We start from the raw sequence: 25,592 nt of genomic DNA, 5'->3' as shown, positions 1-25,592 counted from the left end.
CGGCACGATCTCGGGAACGACCTGGCACGCTAGAGGGCGTGAGCGAGCGGGGCACGGGGAGCGACGGACAGGTGCGTACGGACGGGCAGGGCGGCGTCGCCCGGGTGGCCGGAGACGGTGTGCTCATGAGCGACAGGATCCGGGAGGACACGGCGCGGCGGCTCGATCGGGCCATGGGCAGCCTCGGGACGGCCGCGATGGCCCGGATGGAGGAGCGGCTGGCCTGGTACCGCGCGCTGTCGGCGGAGGACAGGTCGTGGGTCGGGCTGGTGGCCCAGGCCGGCATCGCGGCGTTCGTGGAGTGGTTCGGCCACGCGGGCGAGGGACGGCCGACGCCGAGCATCGAGTTCTTCGGCACCGCGCCGCGTGAGCTCAAGCGCAGTGTGTCGCTCCAGCAGACGGTCGACCTCGTCCGCATCGTCGTCGAGGTCGTCGAGGCCCAGGTCGAGGAGCTGGCCGCGCCCGGCGGCGCGGAGCTGCTGCGGCACGCGATGCTGCGCTACACGCGCGACGTCGCCTTCGCCGCCGCGCAGGTGTACGCCAGGGAGGCCGAGGCGCGCGGCTCGTGGGACGCGCGGCTGGAGGCGCTGATCGTGGACGCGCTGGTGCGCGGCCAGGTCGACGACGGGCTGCACTCGTGGGCCGCCGCGCTCGGCTGGACCTCCGCGCCGGTCGTCGTCTTCGCCGGGTACGCCCCCGACGAGGACCCGCAGAGCGTCATCGACGGGCTGCGCGACAAGGGCCGCCGTCTCGGCCACGAGCTGCTCGCCGGGGTGCAGGGCGACCGGCTCATCGTCATCGTGGGCGGCGCGGACGGCGTCAAGGACGCGGCGCGCGGCGTCGTGGCGCGCTTCGGTCCCGGACCCGTCGTCATCGGGCCCGAGGTGCCCGACCTGCACGCGGCGGCCAGATCGGCCCGCGCCGCCATCGCGGGGCTGCGCGCCGCCGCCGGCTGGCCCGACGCCCCGCGCCCGGTGCTCGCCGAGGACCTGCTGGCCGAGCGCGCGCTGGACGGCGACGAGGACGCCCGGGCCCAGCTGGTGGAGAACGTCTACAAGCCGCTCGCCGGGACCCCGCTGCTCGACACGCTCGCGACGTACCTGGAGCAGGGGACCTCCCTCGAGGCGACCGCCCGGCTGCTGTTCGTCCATCCCAACACCGTGCGGTACCGTCTACGTAAGATCACGGAACTGACCGGGTACCAGCCCACCGAGGGACGGTCCGCATTCACCCTCCAGGTGGGTCTCATACTCGGGCGCCTGTCCGTAACCTGAGCCGGGTGCCTTAATCTTCTCGACACCGAAACTGTAGGTACCCCACAACGCGGCGGCCACAAAGTTCGTTCGGATCTCCATCAGTGTGGTGAACCTCTACAGGGCAGGGTTGAGTACGTGCTCGTCATCGTCGCTCCGGGCCAAGGCGCCCAGACCCCAGGATTCCTCAGTCCGTGGCTCGAGATCCCCGAGTTCCGCGAGCGGATCTCCGCGTGGTCGGAGATCGTGGAGCTCGATCTCGTGTCGTACGGAACGACCGCCGGCGCCGACGAGATCCGCGACACCGCCGTGGCCCAGCCCCTGCTGGTGGCGGCCGCCCTGGCGTCGTCGGAGATTCTCGGGGTCCGGCCCGACATGGTGGCCGGGCACAGCGTGGGCGAGCTCGCCGCCGCCGCGATCGCCGGTGTGCTGACCCCCGAGCAGGCCCTCGCCCTGGTGCGCGAGCGCGGCCGGGCCATGGCCAAGGCCGCCGCCGTCACCGAGACCGGCATGAGCGCGGTGCTCGGCGGCGTGGAGGAGGACGTCCTCACCGTGATCTCCAAGCACGGACTGACCCCCGCCAACATGAACGGCGCGGGTCAGATCGTCGCGGGCGGCACGCGGGCGCAGCTGGAGGCCTTCGCGGCCGAGCCGCCGGAGAAGGCGCGGGTGCGTCCCCTGGCGGTCGCCGGAGCCTTCCACACCGTCCACATGGCCCCCGCGGTCGAATACCTGCGCGCCGAGGCCGCGGCGCTCACCCCCGCGGACCCGTCGGTCACGCTGCTGTCCAACGCCGACGGCGCGGCCGTCGCCGGAGGTGGTGAGTTCCTGGACCGGCTGGTGAACCAGGTGGCCAACCCGGTCCGGTGGGACGCCTGCATGGCGACGATGGCCGAGCGCGGCGTCACCGCCATGATCGAGCTGCTGCCCGGCGGCACGCTGACGGGCCTGGCCCGGCGCGCCCTGCCCGGCGTGAAGACCGTGGCGCTCAAGACCCCCGCTGACCTGGACGCCGCCAGGGAGGTGCTGAAGTGAGGCTCGACCAAGGCGCTCCCGCGGCGAGGGTGCTCGCCTTCGGCGGCTACCAGCCCGCCCAGGTCGTGACCAACGACGATCTCGCCGCCCGGATCGACACCAACGACGAGTGGATCCAGAGCCGCGTCGGCATCAAGGAACGCCGCGTGGCGGGCCCGGAGGAGTCGGAGATCGACCTCGCGGTGCAGGCGGGCGGCAAGGCCCTCGCGGCAAGCGGCCTGTCGAGCGACGACATCGACCTGGTGATCGTGGCGACCTGCACGATCGAGGCCCCCATCCCCAACGCCGCGGGCCGCGTCGCCCACCGGCTCGGCATCACGGCCCCCGGCGCCTACGACATCAACGCCGCCTGCGCCGGGTTCTGCTACGCGCTGGCCGCCGCGTCCGACGCGGTGCGGTCGGGCTCGGCGACCAACGTGCTGGTCGTCGGCAGCGAGAAGCTCACCCAGTGGGTCGACCCCGAGGACCGGTCGACCGTCGTCATCTTCGCCGACGGCGCGGGCGCCGCGGTCGTGGGCCCCTCCGACCGGCCGGGCATCGGCCCGGTGGCCTGGGGCAGCGCCGGCGACAAGGCCGAGGCGATCACCATCAAGGACCGCAATTCCTTCCTGCACCAGGAAGGCCAGACGGTGTTCCGCTGGGCCACCACGGCGCTTCACCCGGTGGCCAAGCTCGCCTGCGAGCGTGCGGGGGTGGACCCCGCCGACCTGAACGCGTTCGTCCCCCATCAGGCGAACCTGCGGATCGTCGAGGCCATCGCGCGCAAGCTGGGCGCCGACAAGGCCGTCGTCGCCAAGGACATCGTGCTCGCCGGCAACACCTCGGCCGCGTCGATCCCGCTCGCGCTCTCTCGCATGATCGAGCGCGGCGAGGTCCGGTCGGGCGACCTGGCCCTGCTGCTGGGCTTCGGCGCCGGTCTCACCTACGCCTCCCAGGTGATCGAGATCCCCTGAGGAACTTGTACGGCCTGCCGTACAGAGCTGGGGCAACCCAGAAAACCCGGAAGACAGAAAATCCAAGGAGTAGTCGCGACATGGCACTGACCGAGCAGGAGATCCTCGCGGGCCTCGGCAAGATCATCAACGAGATCACCGGCATCCCGGCCGACGAGGTCACCCCGGAGAAGAGCTTCGTGGACGACCTGGACATCGACTCGCTCTCGATGGTCGAGATCGCCGTCGCGGCCCAGGACGAGTTCGGCGTCGAGATCCCCGACGACCAGCTCAAGCACCTGAAGACCGTCAAGGACGTCATCAGCTTCATCCAGGCCTAGTAGTCCCCGCCGTACGACGGCCGCACGGACGTGCCCGCCCCGCCTCCGACGAGACGACAGGGCGCGTCCGGCCCCCTTTCACGCCATACGCAAGAGGAGTGCAGACAAGTGAGTAAGGACCGGGTACGTGTCGTAGTCACCGGGCTCGGCGCGACGACGCCCCTCGGTGGAGACGTCGCATCGACCTGGTCGGCGCTCCTCGAGGGGCGGTCGGGCATCCGCCCGCTCACCGAGGACTGGGTCGACACCGTACCGGTGAAGTTCGCCGGCGTGGCGGCCGTCGATCCCGGCGAGGTGCTCCCCCGGCCCGAGGCGAGGAGGCTCGACCGCGCCGAGCAGTTCGCCCTGATCGCCGCCAGGCAGGCCTGGCAGGACGCGGGCGCGCCCGAGGTGGACGGGGACCGGCTGGGCGTGGTGGTCGGCAGCGGCATCGGCGGCATCGGAACGATCCTGTCCGCCTACGACCTCTACCGGGAGAAGGGCTGGAACCGGCTGTCGCCGTTCACCGTGCCCATGCTCATGCCCAACGGCTCGGCCGGTTGGATCAGCATCGAGCTGGGCGCCAAGGCCGGCGCGCACGCCACGGTCAGCGCCTGCGCCACCGGCGCCGAGTCCATCGGCTACGGCATCGACATGATCCGCTCCGGCCGGGCCGACATGGTGGTCGCCGGCGGCACCGAGGCGGCGATCCACGGTCTGAACGTGGCGTCGTTCGCCGCGGCGCGGGCGATGTCGACCCGCAACGACGAGCCCGAGCGCGCCTCCCGCCCGTTCGACAAGGGCCGCGACGGCTTCGTGCTCGGTGAGGGCGCGGGCATCGTGGTGCTGGAGTCGGAGGAGCATGCCCTGGCCCGCGGCGCCCGCATCTACGCCGTGGCCGCCGGAGCCGGTTACACCAGCGACGCCTACCACATCACCGGGCTCGACCCTGATGGCAAGGGCGGTCAGGAGGCCATGCTCCGGGCCCTCAGGAACGCGGACCTCTCCCCGTCGGACGTCGTCCACGTCAACGCCCACGCCACTTCGACCCCGCTCGGTGACGAGATCGAGGCTCGTGCGATCAAGGAGGCCATCGGCGGCCACGCGATCGTCACCGCCACCAAGTCGATGACCGGCCACCTCCTCGGCGGCGCCGGCGGCATCGAGTCGATCTTCACCATTCTCGCCCTGCACGAGCGGATCGTGCCGGCCATCGCGAACCTGGACGACCCGGCCGACGGCATCGAGGTCGACCTCGTACGCGGCGAACCCCGCAAGCTCGAGGGCGACCAGCTCGCCGCGATCAACAACTCCTTCGGGTTCGGCGGACACAACGTCGCCGTGGCCTTCACGACGGTTTGACAAGGGAGTCTCGAATGACTGTGCTCGACAGCAGGACGGTGGCCGACGCCGCCGACGCGGCCGCCGTCGATCCTCGTGACCCCCTGGTGCGCCTCGGCCACCTGCTGGACGAGGGGTCGATCCGGACGATCACCCCCGAGGACAGGAGCGGCGTGCTGGCGGTGACCGGCCGCGTCGAGGGCGTGCCGGTCGTGGCGTTCTGCAGCGACGCCCGGGTCCAGGGCGGCGCGATGGGCGCGGTGGGCTGCGAGCACATCGTCCACGCCTACGACGTCGCGGTGCGCGAGCGTGTGCCGATCATCGGCCTGTGGCACTGCGGCGGCGCCCGGCTCGCCGAGGGCGTGGAGTCCTTGCACGCCGTGGGCCGCGTGTTCGCCGCCATGACCAAGGCGTCCGGCCTGGTTCCCCAGATCTCCGTCGTCGTCGGCCCGGCGGCCGGAGGCGCCGCCTACGGCCCGGCCCTGACCGACATCGTGATCCTGGCCGACCAGGGCCGCATCTTCGTCACCGGTCCCGACGTCGTCCGCAGCGTCACCGGCGAGCAGATCGACATGGCGGCCCTCGGCGGCCCCGAGCCGCACAGCAAGCGCAGCGGCGTCGTCCACGTCGTCACCAAGGACGAGCCCGAGGCGATGCTGCGCGCGCGCCAGCTCGCCAGCCTGCTCGGTCACCAGGGCCGGGTGCGCGAGGTGGACGAGGTCGACTTCAGCGACCTGCTCCCCGACAACCCCCGCCGCGCCTACGACGTGCATCCGCTGGTGAAGGGGCTGCTCGACGAGCCCGGCGTGGAGCTGCACCCCAAGTGGGCGCCCAACATCGTCACCACCCTGGGCCGGCTCGGCGGCCGCACGGTCGGTGTCATCGCCAACAACCCCATGCGGCTCGGTGGCTGCCTCGACTCCGCCTCCGCCGAGAAGGCCGCCCGCTTCGTCCGGATGTGCGATGCCTTCGGAGTGCCGCTGGTGGTGCTCGTGGACGTGCCCGGTTACCTTCCCGGTGTCGGTCAGGAGCACGACGGCGTCGTCCGGCGCGGCGCGAAGCTGCTGCACGCGTTCGCCGAGGCGTCCGTGCCCCGCGTCACATTGATCACCCGTAAGGCGTACGGCGGGGCCTACATCGCGATGAACTCCCGCTCGCTCGGCGCGACCCGGGTGTTCGCCTGGCCCAACATCGAGGTGGCGGTCATGGGCGCGGTCGCGGCGGTGCGCATCCTGAAGCGGCGTGAGCTCGCGGCCGCCCCCGAGGAGGAGCGTTCCGCCCTCGAGGCCCGGCTGGCCGAGGAGCACGAGAAGACCGCGGGCGGCCTCCAGCGCGCCCTCGACCTCGGCGTCATCGACGAGGTGATCGAGCCGGCCAAGACACGCGGCGCGATCGCCCGGGTGCTCGCCCAGGCCACCCCGGCCCGGGGCGCCCACGGCAACATCCCGCTCTGACGACGTACCGGAAGCGCCGGTCCCCGCACCCGGGGGCCGGCGCTTTCGCGTTCTCACGGCGCCGTCGACTACTTGACGTTCAACGACAAGTACTTGATGCTAGTCGTCAAGTATGAGAGGGGCAGGCATGGACGAACGCCGCGAACTGGCCGAGGACCTGCGCCGGATCGTCGGCGGCAGGGTGCTCGGCGCGCTGGAGATCCTGTTCGAGCCGGACGAGCTGTCCGGCGAGGACACGCGGCTGCGCGAGCTTCTGGCGGTGAAGAGCCGGGCCTGGGCCGACGTGCTGTGCGGCGAGGACGACCGCGCGGCCGCCTTCCTCGCCATCCGGCTGGTGAGCGCGCTGTATCCCGGCGACACGCCGTTCGATCCGCCCGCCGCGTGGTGGGGCACCCCACTGGGCCGGGCGGTCGCCCGGCGCGCGGGGCACCCGGCCGCGACCGCGGTGCCGGTCTCGGTCGCCGCGGCGATGCTCGGCATCACCCGCCAGGGCGTGCACGACCTCGTGCGCCGCCACAAGCTCGACCGCGATTCCGAGGGCGCGATCACCACGGCGTCGATCCAGGCCCGCCTCTCCCGTGGCCGCGGCGACCGCGCCGCGGCCGGCACGAGGAGGCTCGAATGATCGTTTCCACCGGATCCACCGGTTCCACCGGTTCCACCGGCGATGTCCTGCGGCTCGCGGACGGCCTGGCCGTCCGGCGGCTGGGGTACGGCGCGATGCAACTGCCGGGCCCGGGTGTGTGGGGCCCGCCGCGCGACCACGCCACCGCGCTCGCCGTGCTGCGCCGGGCCGTGGAGCTGGGCGTCACCCACATCGACACCAGCGACTTCTACGGCCCGCACGTCGCCAACGACCTGATCAGACAGGCCCTGCACCCCTATCCCGACGACCTGGTCATCGCCACCAAGGTCGGCGTGGTCCGCGACGAGTGGCACGGCTTCGAGGCCGCCGCGGAGCCGGAGCGGCTGCGCGAGCAGGTCGAGGAGAACCTGGCCCGGCTCGGCCGGGCTCGGCTCGACCTCGTCTACCTGCGGGTGGGCGGCGACGGACTGCTGTTCCCCGGCGAGGTGCCCTTCGCCGAGTCCTTCCGGGCACTGGCCGAGCTCCGCGAACGCGGGCTGATCCGCGCGCTCGGGCTCAGCGGCGTGACGACGGGACAACTGGCCGAGGCGCGCGCGATCGCGCCCGTGGCGGCGGTGCAGAACCGGTTCCACCTGTTCGACCGGTCGGCCGCGGACGTCCTGGCCGCGTGCGAGGCCGCCGGCATCGCGTTCGCCGCCTACTTCCCGCTCGCCGCCGGCATGCTCCGGCCCGGCCTGGATCTGTCGCAGGCCCCGCCCGGCATGGCCCCCTCGGCCGAGCGGCTGGCCGTGCTCGACGAGGTCGCCGGCCGGTACGGCGCGACCCGCGCCCAGGTGGCGCTCGCCTGGCTGCTCGGCCGTTCCCCGGTGACCCTGGCCATTCCCGGCACCTCGTCGCTCGCCCACCTGGAGGAGAACATGGCCGCGGCCCTGCTGCGCCTGTCCCCCGGGGACATCGCCCTGCTGGACCGGCTCGCCTGATCCGGTCCGCCCGGTCCGTACGACAACACGGTCCGCCCGGTCCGTACGCCACGGGCCGGGCGGACGCGGGCGAGGTCAGGACGTGAGCTCGGGGAGCTCCAGGTAGGACTTGCCGCGGACGAACCACTGGAAGTCGGCGGCGTTCCTGCCGCCGGGCGAGGGCAGCCCGGCCCGCAGGTTCACCGCCGTGTTGACCAGGCCCCAGTCGAGGCCGCAGCCCGACGCCTTCGGCACGGCGAACGTCGTGTCCGTGGCCGTGGCCTTGAAGACCGGCGTGTCGTCGATGGACGTCAGGTCCAGCGAGGTGATCTCGGGGTTCAGCGTGATCGGGGCGGCGTCGCTCCCGATGTAGCACTTCTTGCCGAGCAGTGAATGGATCATGCGGATCTTGATGCCGACGTCGGTCGGGAAGACGGGGCCGGCCTCGACCTTCCCGGTGCCCTGGGTCTCCACGTACACGTCGGTGAGCTTGGGCACCTCGAACGGCTTGCCGATGAGGCCGCCGGGCACCTTCATCCGGCCGCCCACGACACTGCCGAACGCCGCCGCCGTGCTGCCGTCGGCGAGCTTGCCCTGCGCCACGGTGATCCGCAGCGGCCGGCTGATGTCCTGGGTGATCGAGCCCAGCTTGATCGAACCACCCACCGTGATGATGAAGATGCAGCTCCAGGTGTCGGGAGCGGCGCCGGCCGGAAGCCGCGGGCAGTCGGCCCAGTCGGCGTCGCTCGGATGGTAGTCGTAGGCGGCCGTCGCCTGGGCGGGCGCCGCCGTGCCGGCCAGCAGCGCCACCGCCGCCACGCCGATCGCCAGGCGCCGGGCAAGAACGCTCATGGACTCCTCCTCGGGTCCGCGTCGGGGGGTGCGGACGTGGATGAGTCCCGGTATATCTGCGAAAAAGACGGCTTTCTATGTGGTTTTCACAAGGCGCAAGGGTGACTTGTTATCACGATCCGCGAAAAACAGCCGCCGCGAAACAGGATCAGACGGCGGCGTGCAGCCAGCGGACCGGGGCCCCCTCGCCCGCGTAGCGGAACGACTCCAGCTCCTCGTCCCACTGCTTGCCGAGCAGGCGGTCGAGTTCCTCCTCCAGGACCACCCGTCCCTGGGCCGCCATGAGCATGACGTTGCGCAGGCGGTCCTCGGGGATCAGGATGTCGCCGTTCGCGCCGACGACCGCCGTGAAGGCGCCCAGCGTCGGCGTGTAGGCGTGCCGGGAGCCGTCGACGCCCGGCGAGGCGTCCTCGGTTATCTCGAAGCGAATGCGCTGCCAGCCCATGAGTGAGGACGTGATCGCCGCGGCCGTGCCGGGACGCCCCTCCCACTCGGCCTGGGCCCGCAGGGTCCCGGGCGCGGCGGGCTGGGCGGTCCACGTCAGGTCGACGGGCACGCCAAGAACGCCTGCGACGGCCCACTCAATGTGCGGGCACAGCGCAGGCTGAGCCGAGTGGACGTACAGGACGCCACGAGCAGCAGCCACCGGACCTCCCAATTCGCATGAGGTGCGCCTTCCCCAACGGCCTCACACTTGGAATGATCACGGTTGGATGACTGTAGGAGAGACTACCGTCCGTCGCAGTCCGGCACCAGAGGGGGGTCATACCGATTGGCGCTTGGTGACCAACCGAATCGGGAAGGACGCGTTCCGTAACCGTCACGGAAGGTCTCCCCCATGCGCAGCAGCCTCGTCGAACCCCTCCCAGGACGGCCCGTCCTCATCCGGCCGGACGAGCTCCTGACCTCTTCCCCCGCGGCCGTCGCCCGGTGGGCCCTGGCCGCCGAGCCCCTCCCCGGAGCCGGCCGCGTCCACCGCGTACGGCTGCCGCCGGGCACCGACGTGATCGACCTGACGGCCGTGCTCCGCGACCGCGGGCATCCGGCCTCCCCCAACCACCTGCTGACGGGCCAGCCGCTGTTCTTCGGCGGGCCCGGCGGGCTCCCCGCGCCCGCGGCGGCGCCGCCGTACGCGCCGGGCGAGCAGTGCGACGTCACCGTGGCCGTGCTCGACACCGGACTGGCGCCGCATCCGTGGCTCGCGCGGTGGTACAGCGACGACATCGCCGAGACACCCGACGCGGACGGCGACGGGGCGCGCGACCGGCAGGCCGGGCACGGGACGTTCGTGGCCGGGCTGATCCTGCGGCAGGCGCCCGGCGTCCGGCTGCGCGTCCTGCGCCTCCTCGACAGCGACGGCGTGAGCGACGAGGCGGCGCTGCTGCGCGCGCTCGCCACACTGCGCGGCGCGCGCGCCGACGTCGTCAACCTCTCTTTCGGCGGCCACACCTTCGACGACGCGCCGCCTCTCGGGCTGGCCGAGGCGCTCGCGGGTTTTCCCGCCGTGGTCGCGTGCGCGGGCAACACGGCGTCGCCGCGTCCCTTCTGGCCCGCGGCCCTGCCGGGCGTCATCGCGGTCGGCGCGCTCGACGGGGACGCCAGGGCCGAATTCTCCGCGTACGGCCCATGGGTGGACGTCTGGGCGCCGGGTGTCGATCTGACCAGCAGCTTCCTCGAATACGGGGACTTCCGCGGCTACGCGACCTGGAGCGGCACGTCGTTCGCGGCCGCCCTCGTCACCGGCGCGCTCGCCCGCCTGTGCCGGGAGGCGCCGGCGGACCGGGCCGTACGACGCCTGCTCGGCGGCGGGCGGCGCATCGCCGATCTCGGGGTGGTCGTGGCGGACGGGGATCGATAGGGTTCCGTCACGAAAAGCATCTCCCCGAGCGCACAGAGTGACGAATGCCGAAAGACAACTCGTTCGCCATCATCGACCAGGCCGCCTGGGAGGACCTGGTCGCCCGCTTCGACGGCAGGATGTGGGCGGTCGCCCGGGCGTTCGGGCTGAGCGCCGCCGACGCCGCCGACGCCGTGCAGGGCGCCTGGCTCCGGCTCGTGGAGAACGCGGACGCCATCCGCGACCCCGGGCGGATCGGCGCGTGGCTCGTCACCACGACACGGCACGAGGCGGCCCGGCTCAGCCGCAGGGCCCGCGGAGAGGTGGCCTCCGACCTGGACGTGCCGGACACGGCGCTCCCCGATCCGACGGCGGCGGTGGTGGACGCCGACTTCGGCAGGCAGGTGTGGCGCAGACTCGACCTGCTCGGCGAGCCGTGCCGGTCGCTCATCCGCCTCTACGTGCTCCACCCCGAGGCGAGGTACGCCCAGATAGCGGTCCGGCTCGACCTGCCGGTCGGCAGCATCGGCCCCACCCGGGCCCGCTGCATGGCGCGCCTGCGCGCCCTCGTCGAGGAGGAGGCCCGGTGAGGGAGGAATACCTGCTGGCGGCCCTGCGGATGGGAGCGGGCGCCGATCCGGTGCCCGAAGGCGTGTCGGCCGCCGCCCGGGCGGTCTTCGCCCTGCGGGTCCCCGGGGGCGTGCCGGCCGGGGCGGTCGACGTCGCCGCGCCTTCGGGGGCCCGCTCCGCGGACGGGACGGCGCAGGCCGGCGTCCGCAGGTTCAGCGCGGACGGCCTGGTCATCGACGTCGAGACGGCCGTCAGCGGCGGGCGGATGGAGGTGGCAGGTCAGGTGTCCCCCGTCCCCGGCCCGGACGCCAGGATCGAGGTGCGCACCCCGCACATCGCCAAGGTCCGCGTGCCCTCCGCCGGCGGTCACTTCGCGGTGGCCGGCCTGCCGCCGGGATGGGTCAGCGTGGTCTGCCACCGGCCCGGCCACGCGCCCGTCTTCACCCGCTGGATCCACGTACGCCCATGACCCCGTTGGCCAGGGCCGAGGCCGCCGTGCGCCTGTCCGGGACCGACCCCCGGCTGGCACTCGCGGAGGCGAGAGCCGTACTGGACCTGACCGGGCGGCCGGGACCCGCGGGCGCGTACGGCGAGGCGGCCTCGGTGGCGCTGCGCGCGGCGGCGCTCGCGGCCCGCGAACTGGGCGACCTCGAACTCGCCGGGGAGCGGCTGGAGGAGGCGATCGCGGCGGGGCACGGGTTCCCGCGCCGCGTGGCGCAGGCCCGGATGTCGCTCGTCACGGTCCGGGCCCAGCTGGGCGACCCCGAGGGCGGGCTGCGCCTCGCCGACCTCGCCGAGCGGGACCTCGCTGGGACGGATTTGGCCAGGCTCGGCGTGCAGCGGTCGGTCGCCCTGATCCTGCTGGGACGGCACGCGGAGGCCGTGCGGCACTGCGACCGGGCGATCGGCCTGCTGGACGACGATCCCCGCTTCCGGGCGGGCGGGCTGCTGAACCGCGGCCTCGCCCACACCTACCTCGAACGGTACGGCGAGGCCGAGGCCGACCTGGCCGAATGCGCCCGGGTCGCGAGGTCGGCGGGCCTGGACCACGTCGCGATGCTGGCGGAGGGCAACCTGCCGTTCGTGGCCGCGCGGCGCGGCGACGTCGCCGCCGCCTTCGCGCGGTACCGCGCGGCCGAGGCCACGCTGTTCGGCTACCCGGAACGGCTCGCCGCGATGCGCACGGACTTCGCCGAGGCGCTGGTGGCGGCGCGGCTGCCGGGCGAGGCGCGCACGCTGCTCGAACAGGCCGTCCCGGAGCTGGTGGCGGCCGGGGCGCAGGCGGCGGTCCCCGGTGCGCGGCTGCTGCTCGCCCAGGCCGCGCTCCTCGCCCGGGACGCCACGCTGGCCGAGACCACGGCGCGCGAGGCGCTGGCCGAGCTGGACGCGCAGGGCAGGACGGCCTGGCTGCCCCTCGCCAGGGAGGTCGTCCTGCGCGCCCGGCTCGCGTGGACCACGGCGACCGCCCCGCCGGCCGGCCCCGGCGCGCGCGACGGCCTCTCCGGCCTGGTCACCGAACTGGTCGACTGCGCCGACGACCTCGCGGCGTGCGGCTGGCCGGGAGCCTCGGCGGCCCTGCGGCTCACCGCCGCCGCTGCCGCCGTACGGCTGGGTGCGATCACGCGTGCCCGCGCCCAGCTCGACCTCGTCGCGGCCGGCGCCACGCGCCCCCTCGTGCGCTGGCACGCGGCGGCGATGCGGCACCGCCTGGACGGTGACCTCGACCGGGCCCTGGCCGCCGCGGCGCGGGGCATCGAGGCCGTGCACGACGCCGGGACGCGGGAGCACGGCACGGCGCGGGACACAGCACGGGACACAGCACGGGACACAGCACGGGACACGGCGGGAGACACGGCGGGAGACACGGCGGGGGACGCGGCGGGGGACGCGGAACTGCGGGTGCACGCGGCGCGGCCGGCCGAGGACCTCGCCGCGTTCGGCCGGGAGATCGCCCTCGACCGGGCCGGGCGGACGGGAGACGCCCGGCCGGTGCTCGAATGGGCCGAGCGGTGCCGGGCGGTCGTGCGCGGCGCGGCGGCTCCCGCGTTCCGGGCTCCCGGCGCCCCGCCCGCCGGGGCGGGGATCCTGGTGGAGCTGGTGCGGCGCGGCGACGACCTGTTCGCCGTCACGGCCGGCCCGGAAGGGTGTGCGCTGCGCGCGCTCGGCTCCTACCAGGCCGCGGTGGAGGCGACCGTCCGCATCCGGTACGGCCTGCGCCGCCGCAACCTCCGCGATACCCCCGGCGACGCGGACGCCCGCCACGGAGCGGCCGGCGAGGCGGTCGCCCGCGAGCTGTCCGCGCTCGACCGCGTTCTCCTGTCCGGTCCCGGCACGCTCACCTGCGCGGGGAGCCCGCCCGGCGGGCCGGTGACGGTCGTGCCCACCGGAGCGCTGTGCACGCTGCCCTGGCCACTGCTTCCCTCGCTGCGCGGGCGGCCGGTGTCGGTGGCGGCCGACGCCACCGGGTGGCTCGCCCCGCGCCCCGGCCCGGCCGGCGCCCCTGTGGTGCTGTCGGTGGCGGGACCTGGGCTCGACCACGCCGCCGCCGAGGCCGACATGGTCGTCGCCGCGCACGCGCGGGCGCGGCGCGCCGGCGCCACCAGGGCGGAGGTGCTCCGCGCGCTGGAGGTGGCCGACGTGCTCCACGTCGCCGCCCACGGGATGTTCACCCCACGCGGGCCCATGCTGTCGCGGATCACGCTGGACGACGGGCCGCTCATGGCCTACGACCTGCTGACCGCGCGGCGGATCCCCCGCCTCGTCGTGCTGTCGGCCTGCGACGCCGGGATGGCGCACGCCCCGGTGGACGGCGCGGCGCTGGGCCTCGCCGGGGCCTTCCTCGACCGCGCCGCGCACATCGGAGTGGCGGGGTGCGTGGTGGCCGGGGTCGTGCCGGTGCGCGACGACGAGGCTCTGGCGCTCATGACGCTCTTCCACACGCTGCTGGCCGAGGGCCGATCCCCCGCCGAGGCGCTCGCCCGGGCGGCCGAGAAGACGGCCGTGCCGGGCTTCGTGTGCTTCGGCACCGGCGACGCGCCCTTCGGCACCGCCTGACCCGCACGCGTCCCATCCGGTCACCGCACGGCATGCCCCCTCCGCCGGTGGCACGCCTCCCAGTACGGGACCAGTTCGCCCGGACCGGACGGCGCCGACGGGGCTACGCTGCTGTGCCGTGCAGGAGACGCGCCTCGACACCGCTCGGATCCGGGCGGCCCGCCATGTGATCGACCCGCTCTTCCTCGACACTCCGCTCTACCGCTGCGAGGCGCTGGAGCCCGTCCTCGGGTGCGCGGTGAGCGTCAAGCTCGAAACGGCGAACCCGGTGCGCAGCTTCAAGGCCCGGGGCACCGAGGTGATCGCGAGCCTGCTCGCGGGGAACGGCTCGCGGGCCGTGGTGTGCGCCAGCGCGGGCAACCTCGGCCAGGCCCTCGCCTGGTCCGGTCGCGGCCGGGGGCTCGACGTCACCGTCGTGGCATCCCGCTTCGCGCCGGCGGCCAAGCTCGATCGCATCCGTGCCTTGGACGCCAGGCTGGAGCTGGTGGACGGCGACTTCGACACGGCTCGCGAGCGGGCGGCGGCCATCGCGCGCCACGACGGCATCCGCCTGGTCGAGGACAGCCTGGACATCGAGACCTGCGAAGGCGCGGCGACGATCGGCCTGGAGCTGACGGACACCGCGCCCTCGTTCGACACCATCCTGATCGCTCTCGGCGGCGGGGCGCTGGCCACCGGTGTGGGTCACGTGGTGAAGTCCTCGGCGCCCGGAGTCGAGGTGATCTGCGTCCAGCCGCTGGGCGCACCGGCGATGACACACTCGTGGCGCCGACGGCGCGTCGTCACCACCGACTCGGCCGACACCATCGCCGACGGCGTCGCCAGCCGACGTCCCATCCGGGCCGTCCTGGACGACCTCCTCGTGGTCGCCGACGACTGCGTGCTGGTCCGGGAGGCGTCGATCATCGCCGGCATGCGGATGCTCCTCGACCACGCCGGCCTCGTCGTCGAACCGTCGGCCGCGCTCGGCATCGCGGCGATCCTCGAGAATCGCGACCGCTTCGCCGGCCGGCACGTGGTCACCGTGGTGTGCGGCAGTAACGTCGACATGGACGCCTATCGCCGTTGGGTCGGCGCGGCTCCCGCCCACGGGTCCTGACCCCTGCCCGCCGGGACCACCGCGTGAGGCCCGTCAGCCGGTGGCGACGGGCCTGCCGGGATCGGCGACCCAGTTGGACCACGAGCCGACGTACAGGGCCGCCGGCAGCCCGGCGATCTCCAGCGCGAGCACCTGGTGGGCGGCCGTGACCCCGGACCCGCAGTACGCGCCGACGGGCACGCCCTCGACCGCGCCGAGGCTGTTGAAGCGCTCACGCAGGAACTCCCTGGCGTGGAACCGCCCGCCGGGCTCGACGTTCTCACCGGTCGGAGCGCTGACCGCGCCGGGGATGTGCCCGGCGACCGGGTCCATCGGCTCCACCTCGCCCCGGTAGCGCTCGGCCGCCCTGGCGTCGAGCAGCACGCCGTCGGCCGCCAGCGCGGCGGCCCCGCCCGCGTCGAGCACCGGCATCCCTCCCGGCCGCGCCGTGAAGTCACCGGGCCGCACGGGCCCCTCCTCCTTGGTCACCGGCAGCCCGGCCCGCGTCCAGGCCCGCAGCCCGCCGTCGAGGACGCGCACGTCGCCGTGGCCGAAGTAACGCAGCGTCCACCAGGCCCTGGCCGCCGCCGTCGAGTCGGCCTCGTCGTAGACGACCACCGGCCGGTCCTGCGACACCCCGAGGCGGCGCATCGCCTCCTGGAACGCCTCCGGCGCGGGCAGCGGATGCCGTCCGGCCGGTCCGGGCGGGGCGGCGAGATCGGCGTCGAGGGCGCAGAAGACCGCGCCGGGAACGTGGCCCTCGCGGTACGCCTCGATGCCGGGCGGTCCGCCCAGCCGCCACCGGACGTCGAGGATCACGGCGTCGCCGATCGCGGCGAGCTCCTCAGGAGTGATCAGCGGGCTCATGCCATCCCCTCGCCTTCGGCTCGATGTCGGACGGTGCCGCAGCCATTGTGCCGTGCGGCGGGCCGGCGACGGCGCATCCCCGCCGCCGGCGCCCCCGGCGATCTCGCGAACGGGCGTCAGCGGCGGATCTCGCGGAAGGCGTCAGCGGCGGATCTCCACCAGCGGGACGTTCTGCTCGGCGGAGGTCAGCGAGCCGTGGTAGCCGATCATCGACGACTCGACCGGCTCGTCGGCCGAGGCCACGATCACGCACTCGCCGTACGGCACGGCCACCACGTCGCCGACCCGGCCGAGCCACTCGCGGCGGACGCGGCGGCCGAACCAGCCCGCGGCGACGGCCTCCTCGCGGGTGACCACCCAGGCGCGCCCGCGCAGGGCCTCCCGCCAGGTCTCCAGCACCGCACCCGCCGCGCCGGGGGAGGTGTAGACGTGCCGCACGCGGGCCTCACCGCCCAGCATGAGCACGCCCTCCCGCAGGTCGGGGCGGAGATCCACGTCGACCTTGTCAGTGGCGTTGACCATGCCGTGGTCGGCCGTGACGTACAGGACCGCCCCCGGCGGCAGGCCTTCCGCGATACGCTCGGCCATGCGGTCGGCCACGGCGAGCTTCTCGAGCCACTCCCCGCTGCCCCACCCGTGGAAATGCCCCACGCGGTCGACGTCGCCGTAGTAGACGGTGACGAACCCGCTCTCGCGCATCGCCTCCCGCACCGCCTCGACGCGCTCGCCGGGGGTCTCGGCCGCCCGGTGGCGCATCCCCCGGTAGACGGCGCGGGTCAGTCCGGTGCCGTCGAACGAGGCGGGCGCCACATAGACGGGATCGACCCCGGCCGCCGCCATGCGTTCGTAGACGGTCGGCGCGGGCTGCCACACGTCCGGGTCGATCGGCGGGCCGGGTGCCGTCCAGCGCAGGCAGTTGAACAGCCGCCCCTCCCCCGGGACGGCCATCTGGATGCCGATCATGCCGTGCTCCCCGGGATCGGCGCCGGTGCCCAGGGTGGCCAGACTGGTCGGGGTCGAGGAGGGGAAGCCGGCCGTCAGCGTCCCGCGCAGGTGGGCCGACAGGAACGGCGCGGCGCCCGGATGCGCGGCCAGGAGCTCGGCCCCGAGGCCGTCCACGAGGAACAGGCACACCCGGGCGGCCGGCTCCAGCGCCAGCCTCGCGGCGCCCGGCAGCCCGAGGGAGGCGAGCAGCGAGCCCGGTAGATCGGCCAGCGAGGCCGTGCCGTACGCGGGCACGTACGGCACGGGCGTGGCCGGCGGCACCACGGGAGACGCGGTGGACGACGTTCCCGAGGGCGTCACGGCAGACGTCGCGGGGGGCTGGGGGTCGCTCACGTCGCCTCCCGGCGGCTCGAGGAGGGCGGTCAGGAAGTCGCCGTCGTGGCGGTGGCCTCCGACAGGGCCTTCGCGAAGGCCAGCACGTGGGTGACGGCCTCGGGGCCGTCGGCCGCCTCGCTGACCCGGAGGGACAGGTCGTCGGCCGTGATCGCGCCGGTGTAGCCGTGGTCGGCCTCGCAGTTCTCGTCGCCGCAGGTCGCCGGTTCGAGATCGACGTGGGAGATCGCGCCCCAGCCGATCGTCAGCGTGACCTCCGTCGGGGGGACGCCCGGCACGTACGACGCGGGGTCGGGCACGACCCTGGTCACGGCGACCGACTGGATGCGGCTGAGCCGCACCGCCTCGGTGGTGGTGGAGGCGTGCGAGGCGGGCATGCCCTCGGCGGGCGGGTGCTCGTCCGTGTGGCAGACCAGCAGCCGGGTGGGCGAAAGGACCAGGACCGTGACGTGCCTGCGCACCTCCATCGCCGGGTCGAACGTGGCCTCGTGATGCACGACGTACGCCGTGACCTGCTCGCTGCCGAGCGCGGAGTCGACGGCGTCGGCCACCAGATCCGGGTAGTAGCCGCTGCGATCAATGGCCTCGCGCAAGCCCGCGGCGGAGACTCGGGTTTCCCTCATGGGTCCATCCTGCCCTGTAAGGGACACCTGTTTCACACCCCGGCGGTACGGGTTTTCCGCCCGGCTCCCGGCGCCCGGCCGATCAGCTCAGCCGCCGGGGGCCGACGTCGGGGCGCAGCGCCGTGACCGGCCGCAGGACGGCCCGCGCCCCGAGCACGGCCACGCCCGTCGCGCTCACCAGGACCTGGTCGAGGTCCATCCGGGCGACCTCGGGCAGGGCGTCGGCCAGCAGCCCCACGCGCACCAGCAGCTCCTCCAGCGCCTCCACGGCCACCGCCTGGTAGCCGTACTCGCCGAACAGCAGCGGCGCGGCGCGGACCGACCGCACCAGCCCCGCCGCGTCCTCGGCGGTGAGCGGCGCGAGGCGGTAGGCCTGGTCGCCGAGCAGCCGGGCGGTGACCTCGCCGAGGCCGAACGTGACGACCGCGCCGAAGTAACGGTCCTGGGTCACGCCGACGACGGTCGGCACCGAGGGCTGCGGCGCCATGCGCTGCACCGCGAGCGGGGTGTCCGGCCCGAGCAGGGCCGCGAGGTCCGCGTACGCCTGCCGGACTCCGGCGGGCTCGGTGAGGCCGATGCGCACAGTACCGGCGCGACGGGCGTCCTCGGGGTCCGCCGACTTGACCACGACGGGCCAGCCGATCCGCTCGGCGGTGACGACGGCCTCATCGGCGTCGGCCGCGACGTACGCCGGCCACACCTCGATGCCGTGGCAGGCCAGCAGCGCCGTCGCGTCGATCTCCCGCTCCTCGCCGTCCGCCCCCTCGCCGGCGAGCTCGGCGTCGACGATCCGCCGCGCCGCCGCCGTGTCGATCCCCTCGACGTACGGGACCGTGCCCGGGGGCTGCCGGCGCCAGTGGGCGTAACGCACCACGTGGGCCAGCGCGCGGACGGCCTCCTCCGGGGCGGGGTACGACGGGATCGACCCCCGCTGGGGGGACTCGTCGCCCGGGCCGCCCGGCACCCGCAGCTCCGGCGGCATGCCCAGTTGTCCCTGGAAGGTGGCCAGCACCGGCTTTCCCGACTCCCGAGCGGCCTCCAGCAGCGCCTCGGCCACCTCGCGGCAGTCGCCCGGAATCGGCGGCATGTAGATCGCGACGGCGGCGTCCACCTCGGGCAGCACGCTCCGCAGCGCCTCGGCGAACTCGCCCGCCCCCGCCTGGGCGCCGAGGTTGACCGGCGGGCGCGGCTCCAGGCCCGCGCCGGCGCAGGCCTCCTCGGCGAGCAGCGTGAGCGCGTCGGAGTTGCCGACCACGCCCACCCGGGGTCCGGCCGGCAGCGGCTGGTGCGCCAGGAGCTCGGCGACGTCGAACAGCTGCACCAGGTCGTCCACCCGGATGACCCCGGCCTGCGCGAACAGCGAGCTGAGCGCGGTGTCGGGCAGGGCGAGCACCGGCGCGCGGTGCCCGCCGGGGACGCCCCGCGACTTGACCACCACGATCGGCTTGGACCGGGAGATCCGCCGGGCCAGCCGGGTGAACTTGCGCGGGTTCCCGATGGACTCCAGATACAGCAGGATCACGTCGGTCGCGGGGTCCTCCTCCCAGTACTGGAGGAGATCGTTTCCGGAGACGTCGGCCCGGTTGCCGGCCGAGACGAACGTCGAGATGCCCATGCCGCGCTGCGCCACCCGCTGCAGCAGGGCGGTGCCGAGCGCGCCCGACTGGCTGAAGAACCCGACCCTCCCCCGCCCCGGCAGGGTCGCCGCGAGCGTCGCGTTGAGCCGGACGGCGGGATCGGTGTTGGCGATGCCCAGGCAGTTGGGCCCCACCACCCGCATGCCGTATCCCCGGGCGATGTGGACCAGTTCCTCCTGGCGTGCCCGGCCCTCCGGCCCGGTCTCGCCGAACCCGGAGGAGACCACGACCAGGCCCTTCACGCCCTTCCGCGCGCACTCCTCGACCAGTTCGAGCACGCCCTCGGCGGGGACCGCGAGCACGGCGAGATCCACCTCGCCGTCGATCGCGGACACGTTGCGGTAGGCCCGCACGCCGGCCACGGCCCGTACGTGCCGGTGGACGGGGTAGACGGGCCCCGTGAAGTCGGCCGCGAGCAGGTTGCGCAGGACCGTCTGGCCGATTCCGCCCGGTTCGCGGCTCGCGCCGATGACCGCGACCGACTCCGGCGTCAGCAGGCGGGCGATCGAGCGCGCCTCGGCGCGATGCTCGCGGGCGAGCCGGACCTCCAGCGCGGTCTCGGTGCTGGACAGGTCGAGCGTCATACGTACGACGCCGTCCTCGAACTGGCTCTGCGCCGTGTAGCCCGCCTGGCGGAACAGGCCCATCATGCGGTGGTTGCCCGGCAGCACGTCCGCGATGAACGTCTTGATCCCGCGCTCGCGCGCGGCGGCCCGCAGGTGCTCCATCAGCACCGAGGCCACGCCCCTGCCCTGGTGGGCGTCCTCGACGAGGAAGGCCACCTCGGCGTGGTCGCGCGGCTGCACCCGGTCGTACCGTACGACCGCGACCATCTCGGTGCCGATCGTGGCGATGAGGGCGACCCGGTTGTCGTAGTCGACGTTGGTGAACCAGACCACATCCTTGTCGGTCAGCCGCGGCCGTGGCCCGAAGTAGCGGAAGTAGATCGATTCCGCGGACAGGCGTGAGTAGAACGAGCGCAGCATGTCGGCGTCGTCCGGCCTGATCGGGCGGACGTGCGCGGTGCCGCCGTCCGACAGCACGACGTCCGCCTCCCAGTGGGCGGGGTACTGAGGGTCCACGCAATCGAGGCTAGCGGTGCCTGGCTTGGCCTGGATTGAGAGATTCGTTACGACTGACGGGCCCGTCTCGCGAGACCGCTTATAAGGGATCTACCAGCCGTGACGAGACGAATTGGGCAACGCTTGTGCATCGACTGTGCCCGTCTGTCCGCTCCCCACCCCACGACGCCCCTGGAAGCTGTTAGGTTTCTGGACGTCAGCCTCACAGCACGGAGAGAACGCCGCCCCTCCCAGGGCATGGCTCGCCTCCACTAGCAGTTGGCAAGGTGGTGACATCATGACGCGGGTCGTCGTGGTGGGCGATCTCATGACGGACGCGGTCGCCCGCGCGAAGTTCCCTCTTGCCAGGGCGAGCGACACCCCGGCCGTCGTCACGATGCACGGCGGCGGTTCCGGCGCCAACATCGCCTCCTGGCTCGCCGTGGAGGGGTCGGAGGTGGCCTTCATCGGCCGCCGCGGCGCCGACATCACCGGCCGCAACCGCGACATGGAGCTCATGGGGTACGGCGTGGACGCCCGGCTCGTCATGGACCCCGAGCGGCCGACCGGCACCTGCGTCGTGCTCGTCACGCACAAGGGCGAGCGGACCATGCTGTCCGACCCCGGCGCGAACGCCGCGCTGTCGCCCGAGGACCTGCCGCGCGACCTGTTCGCCTCCGGCGGCCACCTGCACATGTCCGGCTACACGCTGATCAACGAGGGGTCGCGCGACGCCGGCCTCGCCGCGCTCGACATGGCCCGGCGCGCCGGCATGTCGATCTCGGTGGACTGCGCCTCCTCCGCCCCGCTGGAGCGGACCGGCGCCGAGCCCTTCCTGGAGTGGACCGACGGCGCGAAGCTGCTGTTCGCCAACGCCGACCAGGCCAAGGTGCTCACCGGCAGGGACGACCCCGCCGCCGCGGCCAAGGTGCTGACCGCCTGGTTCCCCCAGGTCGTGATCAAGCTCAACGCCGACGGCTCGCTCTGGTACTCCAACAACCGTCCCGAGCCGGTCCGGGCGCCCGGCGAGGTCGTCGACCGCGTGGTGGACGGCACCGGCGCCGGTGACGCCTTCACCGCCGGCTTCCTGCCCGTCTGGCTCGACGGCAAGCCGGCCGCCGAGGCGCTGGCGGCGGGCAACACCCTCGCCGCCAGGTGCATCTCCAATCTCGGCGCCCGCCCCCGGCTCTGACCTTCCCGTTCGGAGAGGTCCGATTCAGAACGGGCTGCGCGCGAGCGCGACCGGCCGCGCGGGCCGCACGCGCATCAGCGGCACGAAGGCCAGCAGGAGCAGCGCGGCTCCCAGCGGGATCAGGTCCTTGTTCGCCAGCGGGAGCACGGCCTGCACGAGCACCAGCGCCGGGCTCCACCACGGCACCCGCAGCTGGGACGCCAGCCGGGCCACCAACGTCACCATGCCCACGTAGAACAGCAACGGCACGACGGTGTAGACGGCCGGTTCGACGCCCGGGATCGCCTTGACGGCCTCGAAGTGCGGCCCCATCGCGTCATGGTCGGCGGACAGGAAGCCGACCACGATGTCGATCGTGAACTGCGCGGCCAGCGCCAGCGCACCGGCGAGACCGGCGGCGTAACCCGCCGTGGCGGTCAGCCCGCCGCCGGCCAGCGTCCGGAGCCGCCCGAAGATCCACACGAAGAGGACCAACGCCGCCAGGAAGAACAGGTGCCCCACGGTCCAGGCCGGGCCGGGTCCCCGGCTGCCGTCGAGACCGTCGAGGACGCGGGCGACGCCGTACGCGCCGACCAGGACCGGAGCCGCAACAAGTGATCTCATGGCGACAAGTGTGGTGATCGGGCCCCGCCCCGGGATGGGGCGTTCACCCTGACCTCACCCTGGCCTGTCCCGGAGCCGAATCCCGGCTCGCCGTCCCTGCGTGTCAGGGGCGCGAGGTCCGGCCCCGGGCCGGGCTCGGGAGTCGCTCAGTTCGTGACGGCCAGGGCGTCAGTTCGTGACGGCGAGGGCCAGGGGCAGCACGGCGGGCGCCCCGGCGTGACGGATCTGGGCGGCGGCAAGCGCCATCGTCCATCCGGTGTCGACGCGGTCGTCCACCAGCAGCACCGGCCCGCCCGCCGCCGCGATCCTCGCGGCGACGTCACGCGGCATCGCGAGCGTCCCCCGGATCGCCGCCACCCGCTGGGCGCTGTTGTGCCTGGCCGCGGGCGGCCCGCTGCGGTAGCCGAGCGTCCCGAGATGCTCCAGCCGGCCGACCTGGGCGAGCCGCTCGGCGAGCGATCCGACCAGGAGCGGCCGCGTGCCCGACGGCAACGCGACCACCGCCACCGGGCGCCGCTCCCACTCCCACGACTTCAGCACCTCGATCACGGCCGCGAACACGTCGTCGGGGACCGGGCCGTCCCCCGCCGCGAACAGCTCGCGCAGCCGGGTGCCCCAGCCGATGTCGGTCAGACGGCCGAGCGCGCGCCCCGGCTCCGCCCCCAGCTCCGGCTTGATCCGGCCCTTCAGGTCCGGCAGGCCGGTGGGCCACTGGCGGCGCGGCTCGATCTCGACGCCGGGGCGCGCGAGGCGCTCGTGCGCGGACCGGACCGCCTCGTCCGGCACCTCGGCGGAACGGTGGGCGCCGGTGCAGTTGTCACACCTGCCGCACGGCGTCGCCGACTCGTCGTCGAGGTGACGGCGCAGGTACTGCTCCCGGCACTCGGTGGTCGCGATGTATCCGAGCATCGCCTCCTGCTCCGCCCGGCGCTCGGCGGTCACCCGGGCGTAGCGCTCGGCGTCGTAGCTCCACGGCTCGCCGGTGGCCTCCCAGCCGCCCTTGACCCGGCGTACGGCGCCGTCCACGTCGAGCACCTTGAGCATCATCTCCAGCCGGCTCCGGCTGAGGTCGACCCTCGTCTCCAGCGCGGCGGTGGACAGCACTCCCCCCTCGGCCAGCGCCTCCAGCGTGGCCCTGACCACGCCCTCCGGCGGGAAGGCGAGCGAGGCGAAGTAGGCCCAGATCTCCCGGTCCTCGGGGCCGGGCAGCAGGATGACCTCGGCCCGCTCGACGCCGCGGCCGGCCCGGCCCACCTGCTGGTAGTAGGCCACCGGCGAGGCGGGCGCGCCCACGTGGACCACGAAGCCCAGGTCGGGCTTGTCGAAGCCCATCCCGAGCGCCGAGGTCGCCACCAGCGCCTTGACCCGGTTGCCGAGCAGGTCCTCCTCGGCCGCCAGCCGGTCCGCCGGCTCGGTCTGGCCGGTGTACGCCACGACGGTGTGCCCCTGCTCGCGCAGGTACGCCGCGATCTCCTGGGCCGCCGCGACGGTCAGCGTGTAGACGATGCCGGAGCCCGGCAGCTCGTGCAGCGTCCTGGCCAGCCAGGCGAGCCGCTGGTCCGCGCCGCCCAGCCGTACGACGCTCAGGTGGAGGCTCTCGCGCTCCAGCGGGCCGCGCAGGACGAACACCTCGCCCCCGGGCAGTTCGTCCCACTCCTGGGTGACGGCGAGCTGCTCGGCGACGTCACGGGTGACCCGGGCGTTCGCCGTCGCCGTCGTGGCCAGCACGGGGATGCCCGGCGGCAGCTCGGCCAGCAGCGTGCGGAGCCTGCGGTAGTCGGGCCGGAAGTCGTGGCCCCAGTCGGAGATGCAGTGGGCCTCGTCGATCACCAGCAGCCCCGCGCTGCCGGCCAGCTCGGGCAGCACGTTGTCGCGGAAGTCGGGGTTGTTCAGCCGCTCGGGGCTGACCAGCAGCACGTCGACCGCGCCCTCGGCGACCTGGCCGTAGACCTTCTCCCACTCCTCGGGGTTGGCGGAGTTGATCGTCTCGGCGTGGATGCCGGCCCGCTCGGCCGCGGCGATCTGGTTGCGCATGAGCGCCAGGAGCGGGGAGACGATGACCGTGGGCCCCTCGCCGAGCTCGCGCAGCAGCGCGGTCGCGATGAAGTAGACGGCCGACTTCCCCCAGCCGGTGCGCTGCACCACCAGCGCGCGTCTGCGGTCCATGACCAGGGCCTTGATCGCGGCCCACTGGTCGTCGCGCAGCCGCGCGTGATCGCCGGCGAGCGCCCGCAGCCGGGCCTCGGCCTCTTCCCGCAGCGTCACCTCTTCTTCGCTCACCCGCCCATTGGTACCAGGTCCGGCCGACCGTTTCCGCCGCGACGGCGAAGCGACCGCACCGGCCCGTACGGGCGACGTGGTTGGATGTCTCCCGTTATGGACGTGACCACTTGGTATCTCGAACAGACCAGCCCCGCAGACCTCCGGCCGGGCCGGCCGCCCGCGCTCCCCGCGCAGGTCGTCCGCGCCGAGGTCCCCAGCCCCGAGTTCAGCCGCTTCCTCTACACCGCGGTGGGCGGCGACTGGCAGTGGACCAGCCGGCTGCCGTGGACCTGGAAGCAGTGGAAGGACTGGCTCGACCGGCCGGGCGTCGAGACCTGGGTGGCCTGGGTGCGCGGCACCCCCGCCGGGTACGCCGAACTGGGGGCCCAGGACGACGGCACGGTCGAGATCGTCAACTTCGGGCTGCTGCCGTACGCCATCGGGCAGGGCCTCGGCGGGTGGCTGCTGGGCGAGGCCGCGGCACGCGCCTGGGACCTCGCCGAGCGCTGGCCGGGGCGGGAGGCCACGCGGCGGGTCTGGGTGCACACCTGCTCGCTCGACGGACCGGCGGCGCTGGCGAACTACAAGGCCCGCGGCTTCCGGATCTACGACGAGAAGCTCAACGTCCCGGGTGACGAGGACGAGGGCGAGACGCCCGGCCCCTGGCCCGGCGCCGGCCCCCGCGACTGACCCTCCCGGGGGCCGCAAGGGCTGTGCCGTCGGGGAAGCCGGGACGGC

At 74.0% G+C, this 25,592-nt stretch carries 23 protein-coding genes; 15 read left to right on the top strand and 8 right to left on the bottom strand.

All coding sequences use genetic code 11. From position 1 onward, the window contains the following. The first annotated feature begins 125 nt into the window (after positions 1-125). The 8 genes from ACWEQG_RS31500 (at position 126) to ACWEQG_RS31465 (ending at position 7,901) form a co-directional block, all read left to right on the top strand. Positions 126-1,274 (top strand): PucR family transcriptional regulator, encoded by a 1,149-nt coding sequence (locus ACWEQG_RS31500; protein ID WP_346226074.1) that lies wholly within the window; start codon positions 126-128, stop codon positions 1,272-1,274. A gap of 117 nt (positions 1,275-1,391) precedes the next feature. Continuing rightward, on the top strand, positions 1,392-2,288 hold the full coding sequence (locus tag ACWEQG_RS31495) for an ACP S-malonyltransferase (protein WP_363469970.1): 897 nt from the start codon (positions 1,392-1,394) through the stop codon (positions 2,286-2,288). Further along, positions 2,285-3,241 carry a beta-ketoacyl-ACP synthase III gene (locus ACWEQG_RS31490; protein WP_452290281.1) on the top strand — a complete coding sequence of 319 codons (957 nt, stop codon included), beginning with the start codon at positions 2,285-2,287 and terminating at the stop codon, positions 3,239-3,241. Before ACWEQG_RS31495 ends, ACWEQG_RS31490 begins: the two co-directional genes overlap by 4 nt. 80 nt (positions 3,242-3,321) lie before the next feature. Further along, on the top strand, positions 3,322-3,561 hold the full coding sequence (locus ACWEQG_RS31485; RefSeq protein WP_169984581.1) for an acyl carrier protein: 240 nt from the start codon (positions 3,322-3,324) through the stop codon (positions 3,559-3,561). Positions 3,562-3,669: 108 nt separating this feature from the next. After that, positions 3,670-4,902 carry a beta-ketoacyl-ACP synthase II gene (fabF, locus tag ACWEQG_RS31480; RefSeq protein ID WP_452290279.1) on the top strand — a complete coding sequence of 411 codons (1,233 nt, stop codon included), beginning with the start codon at positions 3,670-3,672 and terminating at the stop codon, positions 4,900-4,902. Positions 4,903-4,916: 14 nt separating this feature from the next. Then, the gene (locus ACWEQG_RS31475) at positions 4,917-6,335 is read left to right on the top strand and encodes an acyl-CoA carboxylase subunit beta (protein WP_363469958.1); all 1,419 of its coding nucleotides are present in this window, start codon (positions 4,917-4,919) and stop codon (positions 6,333-6,335) included. Positions 6,336-6,462: 127 nt separating this feature from the next. Further along, positions 6,463-6,960 (top strand): hypothetical protein, encoded by a 498-nt coding sequence (locus ACWEQG_RS31470; RefSeq protein WP_452290277.1) that lies wholly within the window; start codon positions 6,463-6,465, stop codon positions 6,958-6,960. Then, a complete protein-coding gene (locus tag ACWEQG_RS31465; RefSeq protein ID WP_452290275.1) occupies positions 6,957-7,901 on the top strand; it encodes an aldo/keto reductase in 945 nt (314 codons plus the stop codon). The genes ACWEQG_RS31470 and ACWEQG_RS31465 overlap by 4 nt, the downstream gene beginning before the upstream one ends. 75 nt (positions 7,902-7,976) lie before the next feature. Here ACWEQG_RS31465 and ACWEQG_RS31460 read toward each other — a convergent pair whose 3' ends face one another. Further along, on the bottom strand, positions 7,977-8,732 hold the full coding sequence (locus tag ACWEQG_RS31460) for a hypothetical protein (protein WP_452290273.1): 756 nt from the start codon (positions 8,730-8,732) through the stop codon (positions 7,977-7,979). A gap of 148 nt (positions 8,733-8,880) precedes the next feature. After that, positions 8,881-9,378: a DUF3145 domain-containing protein gene (locus ACWEQG_RS31455; RefSeq protein ID WP_179155579.1), complete on the bottom strand. Its 498-nt coding sequence runs from the start codon at positions 9,376-9,378 to the stop codon at positions 8,881-8,883. A gap of 192 nt (positions 9,379-9,570) precedes the next feature. On the opposite strand from ACWEQG_RS31455, the gene ACWEQG_RS31450 reads away from it, so the two are divergent. From ACWEQG_RS31450 to ACWEQG_RS31430, 5 genes are all read left to right on the top strand, one after another. Beyond that, positions 9,571-10,590 (top strand): S8 family peptidase, encoded by a 1,020-nt coding sequence (locus ACWEQG_RS31450; protein ID WP_452290271.1) that lies wholly within the window; start codon positions 9,571-9,573, stop codon positions 10,588-10,590. Positions 10,591-10,634: 44 nt separating this feature from the next. Beyond that, complete coding sequence (locus tag ACWEQG_RS31445) at positions 10,635-11,159, top strand: RNA polymerase sigma factor (RefSeq protein ID WP_452290269.1); 525 nt, start codon at positions 10,635-10,637, stop codon at positions 11,157-11,159. Next, positions 11,156-11,608, top strand: a complete 453-nt coding sequence (locus tag ACWEQG_RS31440; protein ID WP_452290268.1) for a hypothetical protein — start codon at positions 11,156-11,158, stop codon at positions 11,606-11,608. The genes ACWEQG_RS31445 and ACWEQG_RS31440 overlap by 4 nt, the downstream gene beginning before the upstream one ends. Then, entirely contained in the window at positions 11,605-14,193 is a 2,589-nt protein-coding gene (locus tag ACWEQG_RS31435; RefSeq protein ID WP_452290266.1) for a CHAT domain-containing protein, read from the top strand. Before ACWEQG_RS31440 ends, ACWEQG_RS31435 begins: the two co-directional genes overlap by 4 nt. Before the next feature lie 118 nt (positions 14,194-14,311). After that, positions 14,312-15,292 (top strand): threonine ammonia-lyase, encoded by a 981-nt coding sequence (locus ACWEQG_RS31430; protein ID WP_452290264.1) that lies wholly within the window; start codon positions 14,312-14,314, stop codon positions 15,290-15,292. 33 nt (positions 15,293-15,325) lie between these two features. Here the strand turns inward: ACWEQG_RS31430 and ACWEQG_RS31425 are convergent, their stop codons facing one another. The 4 genes from ACWEQG_RS31425 to ACWEQG_RS31410 all read right to left on the bottom strand — a co-directional run bounded on the left by ACWEQG_RS31425 (position 15,326) and on the right by ACWEQG_RS31410 (position 20,818). Further along, positions 15,326-16,138, bottom strand: a complete 813-nt coding sequence (locus ACWEQG_RS31425) for a sulfurtransferase (protein ID WP_452290262.1) — start codon at positions 16,136-16,138, stop codon at positions 15,326-15,328. A 141-nt stretch (positions 16,139-16,279) separates the two neighbouring features. Continuing rightward, positions 16,280-17,476, bottom strand: a complete 1,197-nt coding sequence (locus ACWEQG_RS31420; RefSeq protein WP_452290260.1) for an alkaline phosphatase family protein — start codon at positions 17,474-17,476, stop codon at positions 16,280-16,282. Between the two features lie 29 nt (positions 17,477-17,505). Further along, on the bottom strand, positions 17,506-18,099 hold the full coding sequence (locus ACWEQG_RS31415; protein WP_452290258.1) for a DUF5998 family protein: 594 nt from the start codon (positions 18,097-18,099) through the stop codon (positions 17,506-17,508). Between the two features lie 82 nt (positions 18,100-18,181). Next, positions 18,182-20,818, bottom strand: coding sequence for a bifunctional acetate--CoA ligase family protein/GNAT family N-acetyltransferase (locus tag ACWEQG_RS31410; RefSeq protein ID WP_452290256.1), 2,637 nt, complete (start codon positions 20,816-20,818; stop codon positions 18,182-18,184). Positions 20,819-21,095: 277 nt separating this feature from the next. On the opposite strand from ACWEQG_RS31410, the gene ACWEQG_RS31405 reads away from it, so the two are divergent. Continuing rightward, positions 21,096-21,989, top strand: a complete 894-nt coding sequence (locus ACWEQG_RS31405; protein WP_452290254.1) for a carbohydrate kinase family protein — start codon at positions 21,096-21,098, stop codon at positions 21,987-21,989. Positions 21,990-22,013: 24 nt separating this feature from the next. Here the strand turns inward: ACWEQG_RS31405 and ACWEQG_RS31400 are convergent, their stop codons facing one another. Continuing rightward, positions 22,014-22,592: a hypothetical protein gene (locus ACWEQG_RS31400; protein WP_452290252.1), complete on the bottom strand. Its 579-nt coding sequence runs from the start codon at positions 22,590-22,592 to the stop codon at positions 22,014-22,016. 168 nt (positions 22,593-22,760) lie between these two features. Continuing rightward, positions 22,761-24,872, bottom strand: coding sequence for a RecQ family ATP-dependent DNA helicase (locus ACWEQG_RS31395; RefSeq protein ID WP_363465347.1), 2,112 nt, complete (start codon positions 24,870-24,872; stop codon positions 22,761-22,763). Positions 24,873-24,968: 96 nt separating this feature from the next. Here ACWEQG_RS31395 and ACWEQG_RS31390 point away from each other — a divergent pair, with 96 nt between their 5' ends. After that, complete coding sequence (locus tag ACWEQG_RS31390) at positions 24,969-25,544, top strand: GNAT family N-acetyltransferase (protein WP_363465350.1); 576 nt, start codon at positions 24,969-24,971, stop codon at positions 25,542-25,544. Positions 25,545-25,592: the final 48 nt, after the last annotated feature.

Source organism: Microbispora sp. NPDC004025 (assembly GCF_053604425.1).
This window is presented reverse-complemented; position numbering and strand designations above follow the sequence as displayed.

Bases quoted from the DNA above. Each gene is read 5' to 3' on its own strand.
- ACWEQG_RS31485 (WP_169984581.1), top strand. From the start codon at position 3,322: ATGGCACTGACCGAGCAGGAGATCCTCGCGGGCCTCGGCAAGATCATC.
- ACWEQG_RS31445 (WP_452290269.1), top strand. From the start codon at position 10,635: ATGCCGAAAGACAACTCGTTCGCCATCATCGACCAGGCCGCCTGGGAG.
- ACWEQG_RS31500 (WP_346226074.1), top strand. From the start codon at position 126: ATGAGCGACAGGATCCGGGAGGACACGGCGCGGCGGCTCGATCGGGCC.
- ACWEQG_RS31450 (WP_452290271.1), top strand. From the start codon at position 9,571: ATGCGCAGCAGCCTCGTCGAACCCCTCCCAGGACGGCCCGTCCTCATC.
- ACWEQG_RS31425 (WP_452290262.1), bottom strand. From the start codon at position 16,138: ATGAGCCCGCTGATCACTCCTGAGGAGCTCGCCGCGATCGGCGACGCC.
- ACWEQG_RS31400 (WP_452290252.1), bottom strand. From the start codon at position 22,592: ATGAGATCACTTGTTGCGGCTCCGGTCCTGGTCGGCGCGTACGGCGTC.
- ACWEQG_RS31390 (WP_363465350.1), top strand. From the start codon at position 24,969: ATGGACGTGACCACTTGGTATCTCGAACAGACCAGCCCCGCAGACCTC.
- ACWEQG_RS31465 (WP_452290275.1), top strand. From the start codon at position 6,957: ATGATCGTTTCCACCGGATCCACCGGTTCCACCGGTTCCACCGGCGAT.
- ACWEQG_RS31415 (WP_452290258.1), bottom strand. From the start codon at position 18,099: ATGAGGGAAACCCGAGTCTCCGCCGCGGGCTTGCGCGAGGCCATTGAT.
- ACWEQG_RS31405 (WP_452290254.1), top strand. From the start codon at position 21,096: ATGACGCGGGTCGTCGTGGTGGGCGATCTCATGACGGACGCGGTCGCC.
- ACWEQG_RS31475 (WP_363469958.1), top strand. From the start codon at position 4,917: ATGACTGTGCTCGACAGCAGGACGGTGGCCGACGCCGCCGACGCGGCC.
- ACWEQG_RS31470 (WP_452290277.1), top strand. From the start codon at position 6,463: ATGGACGAACGCCGCGAACTGGCCGAGGACCTGCGCCGGATCGTCGGC.
- ACWEQG_RS31460 (WP_452290273.1), bottom strand. From the start codon at position 8,732: ATGAGCGTTCTTGCCCGGCGCCTGGCGATCGGCGTGGCGGCGGTGGCG.
- ACWEQG_RS31435 (WP_452290266.1), top strand. From the start codon at position 11,605: ATGACCCCGTTGGCCAGGGCCGAGGCCGCCGTGCGCCTGTCCGGGACC.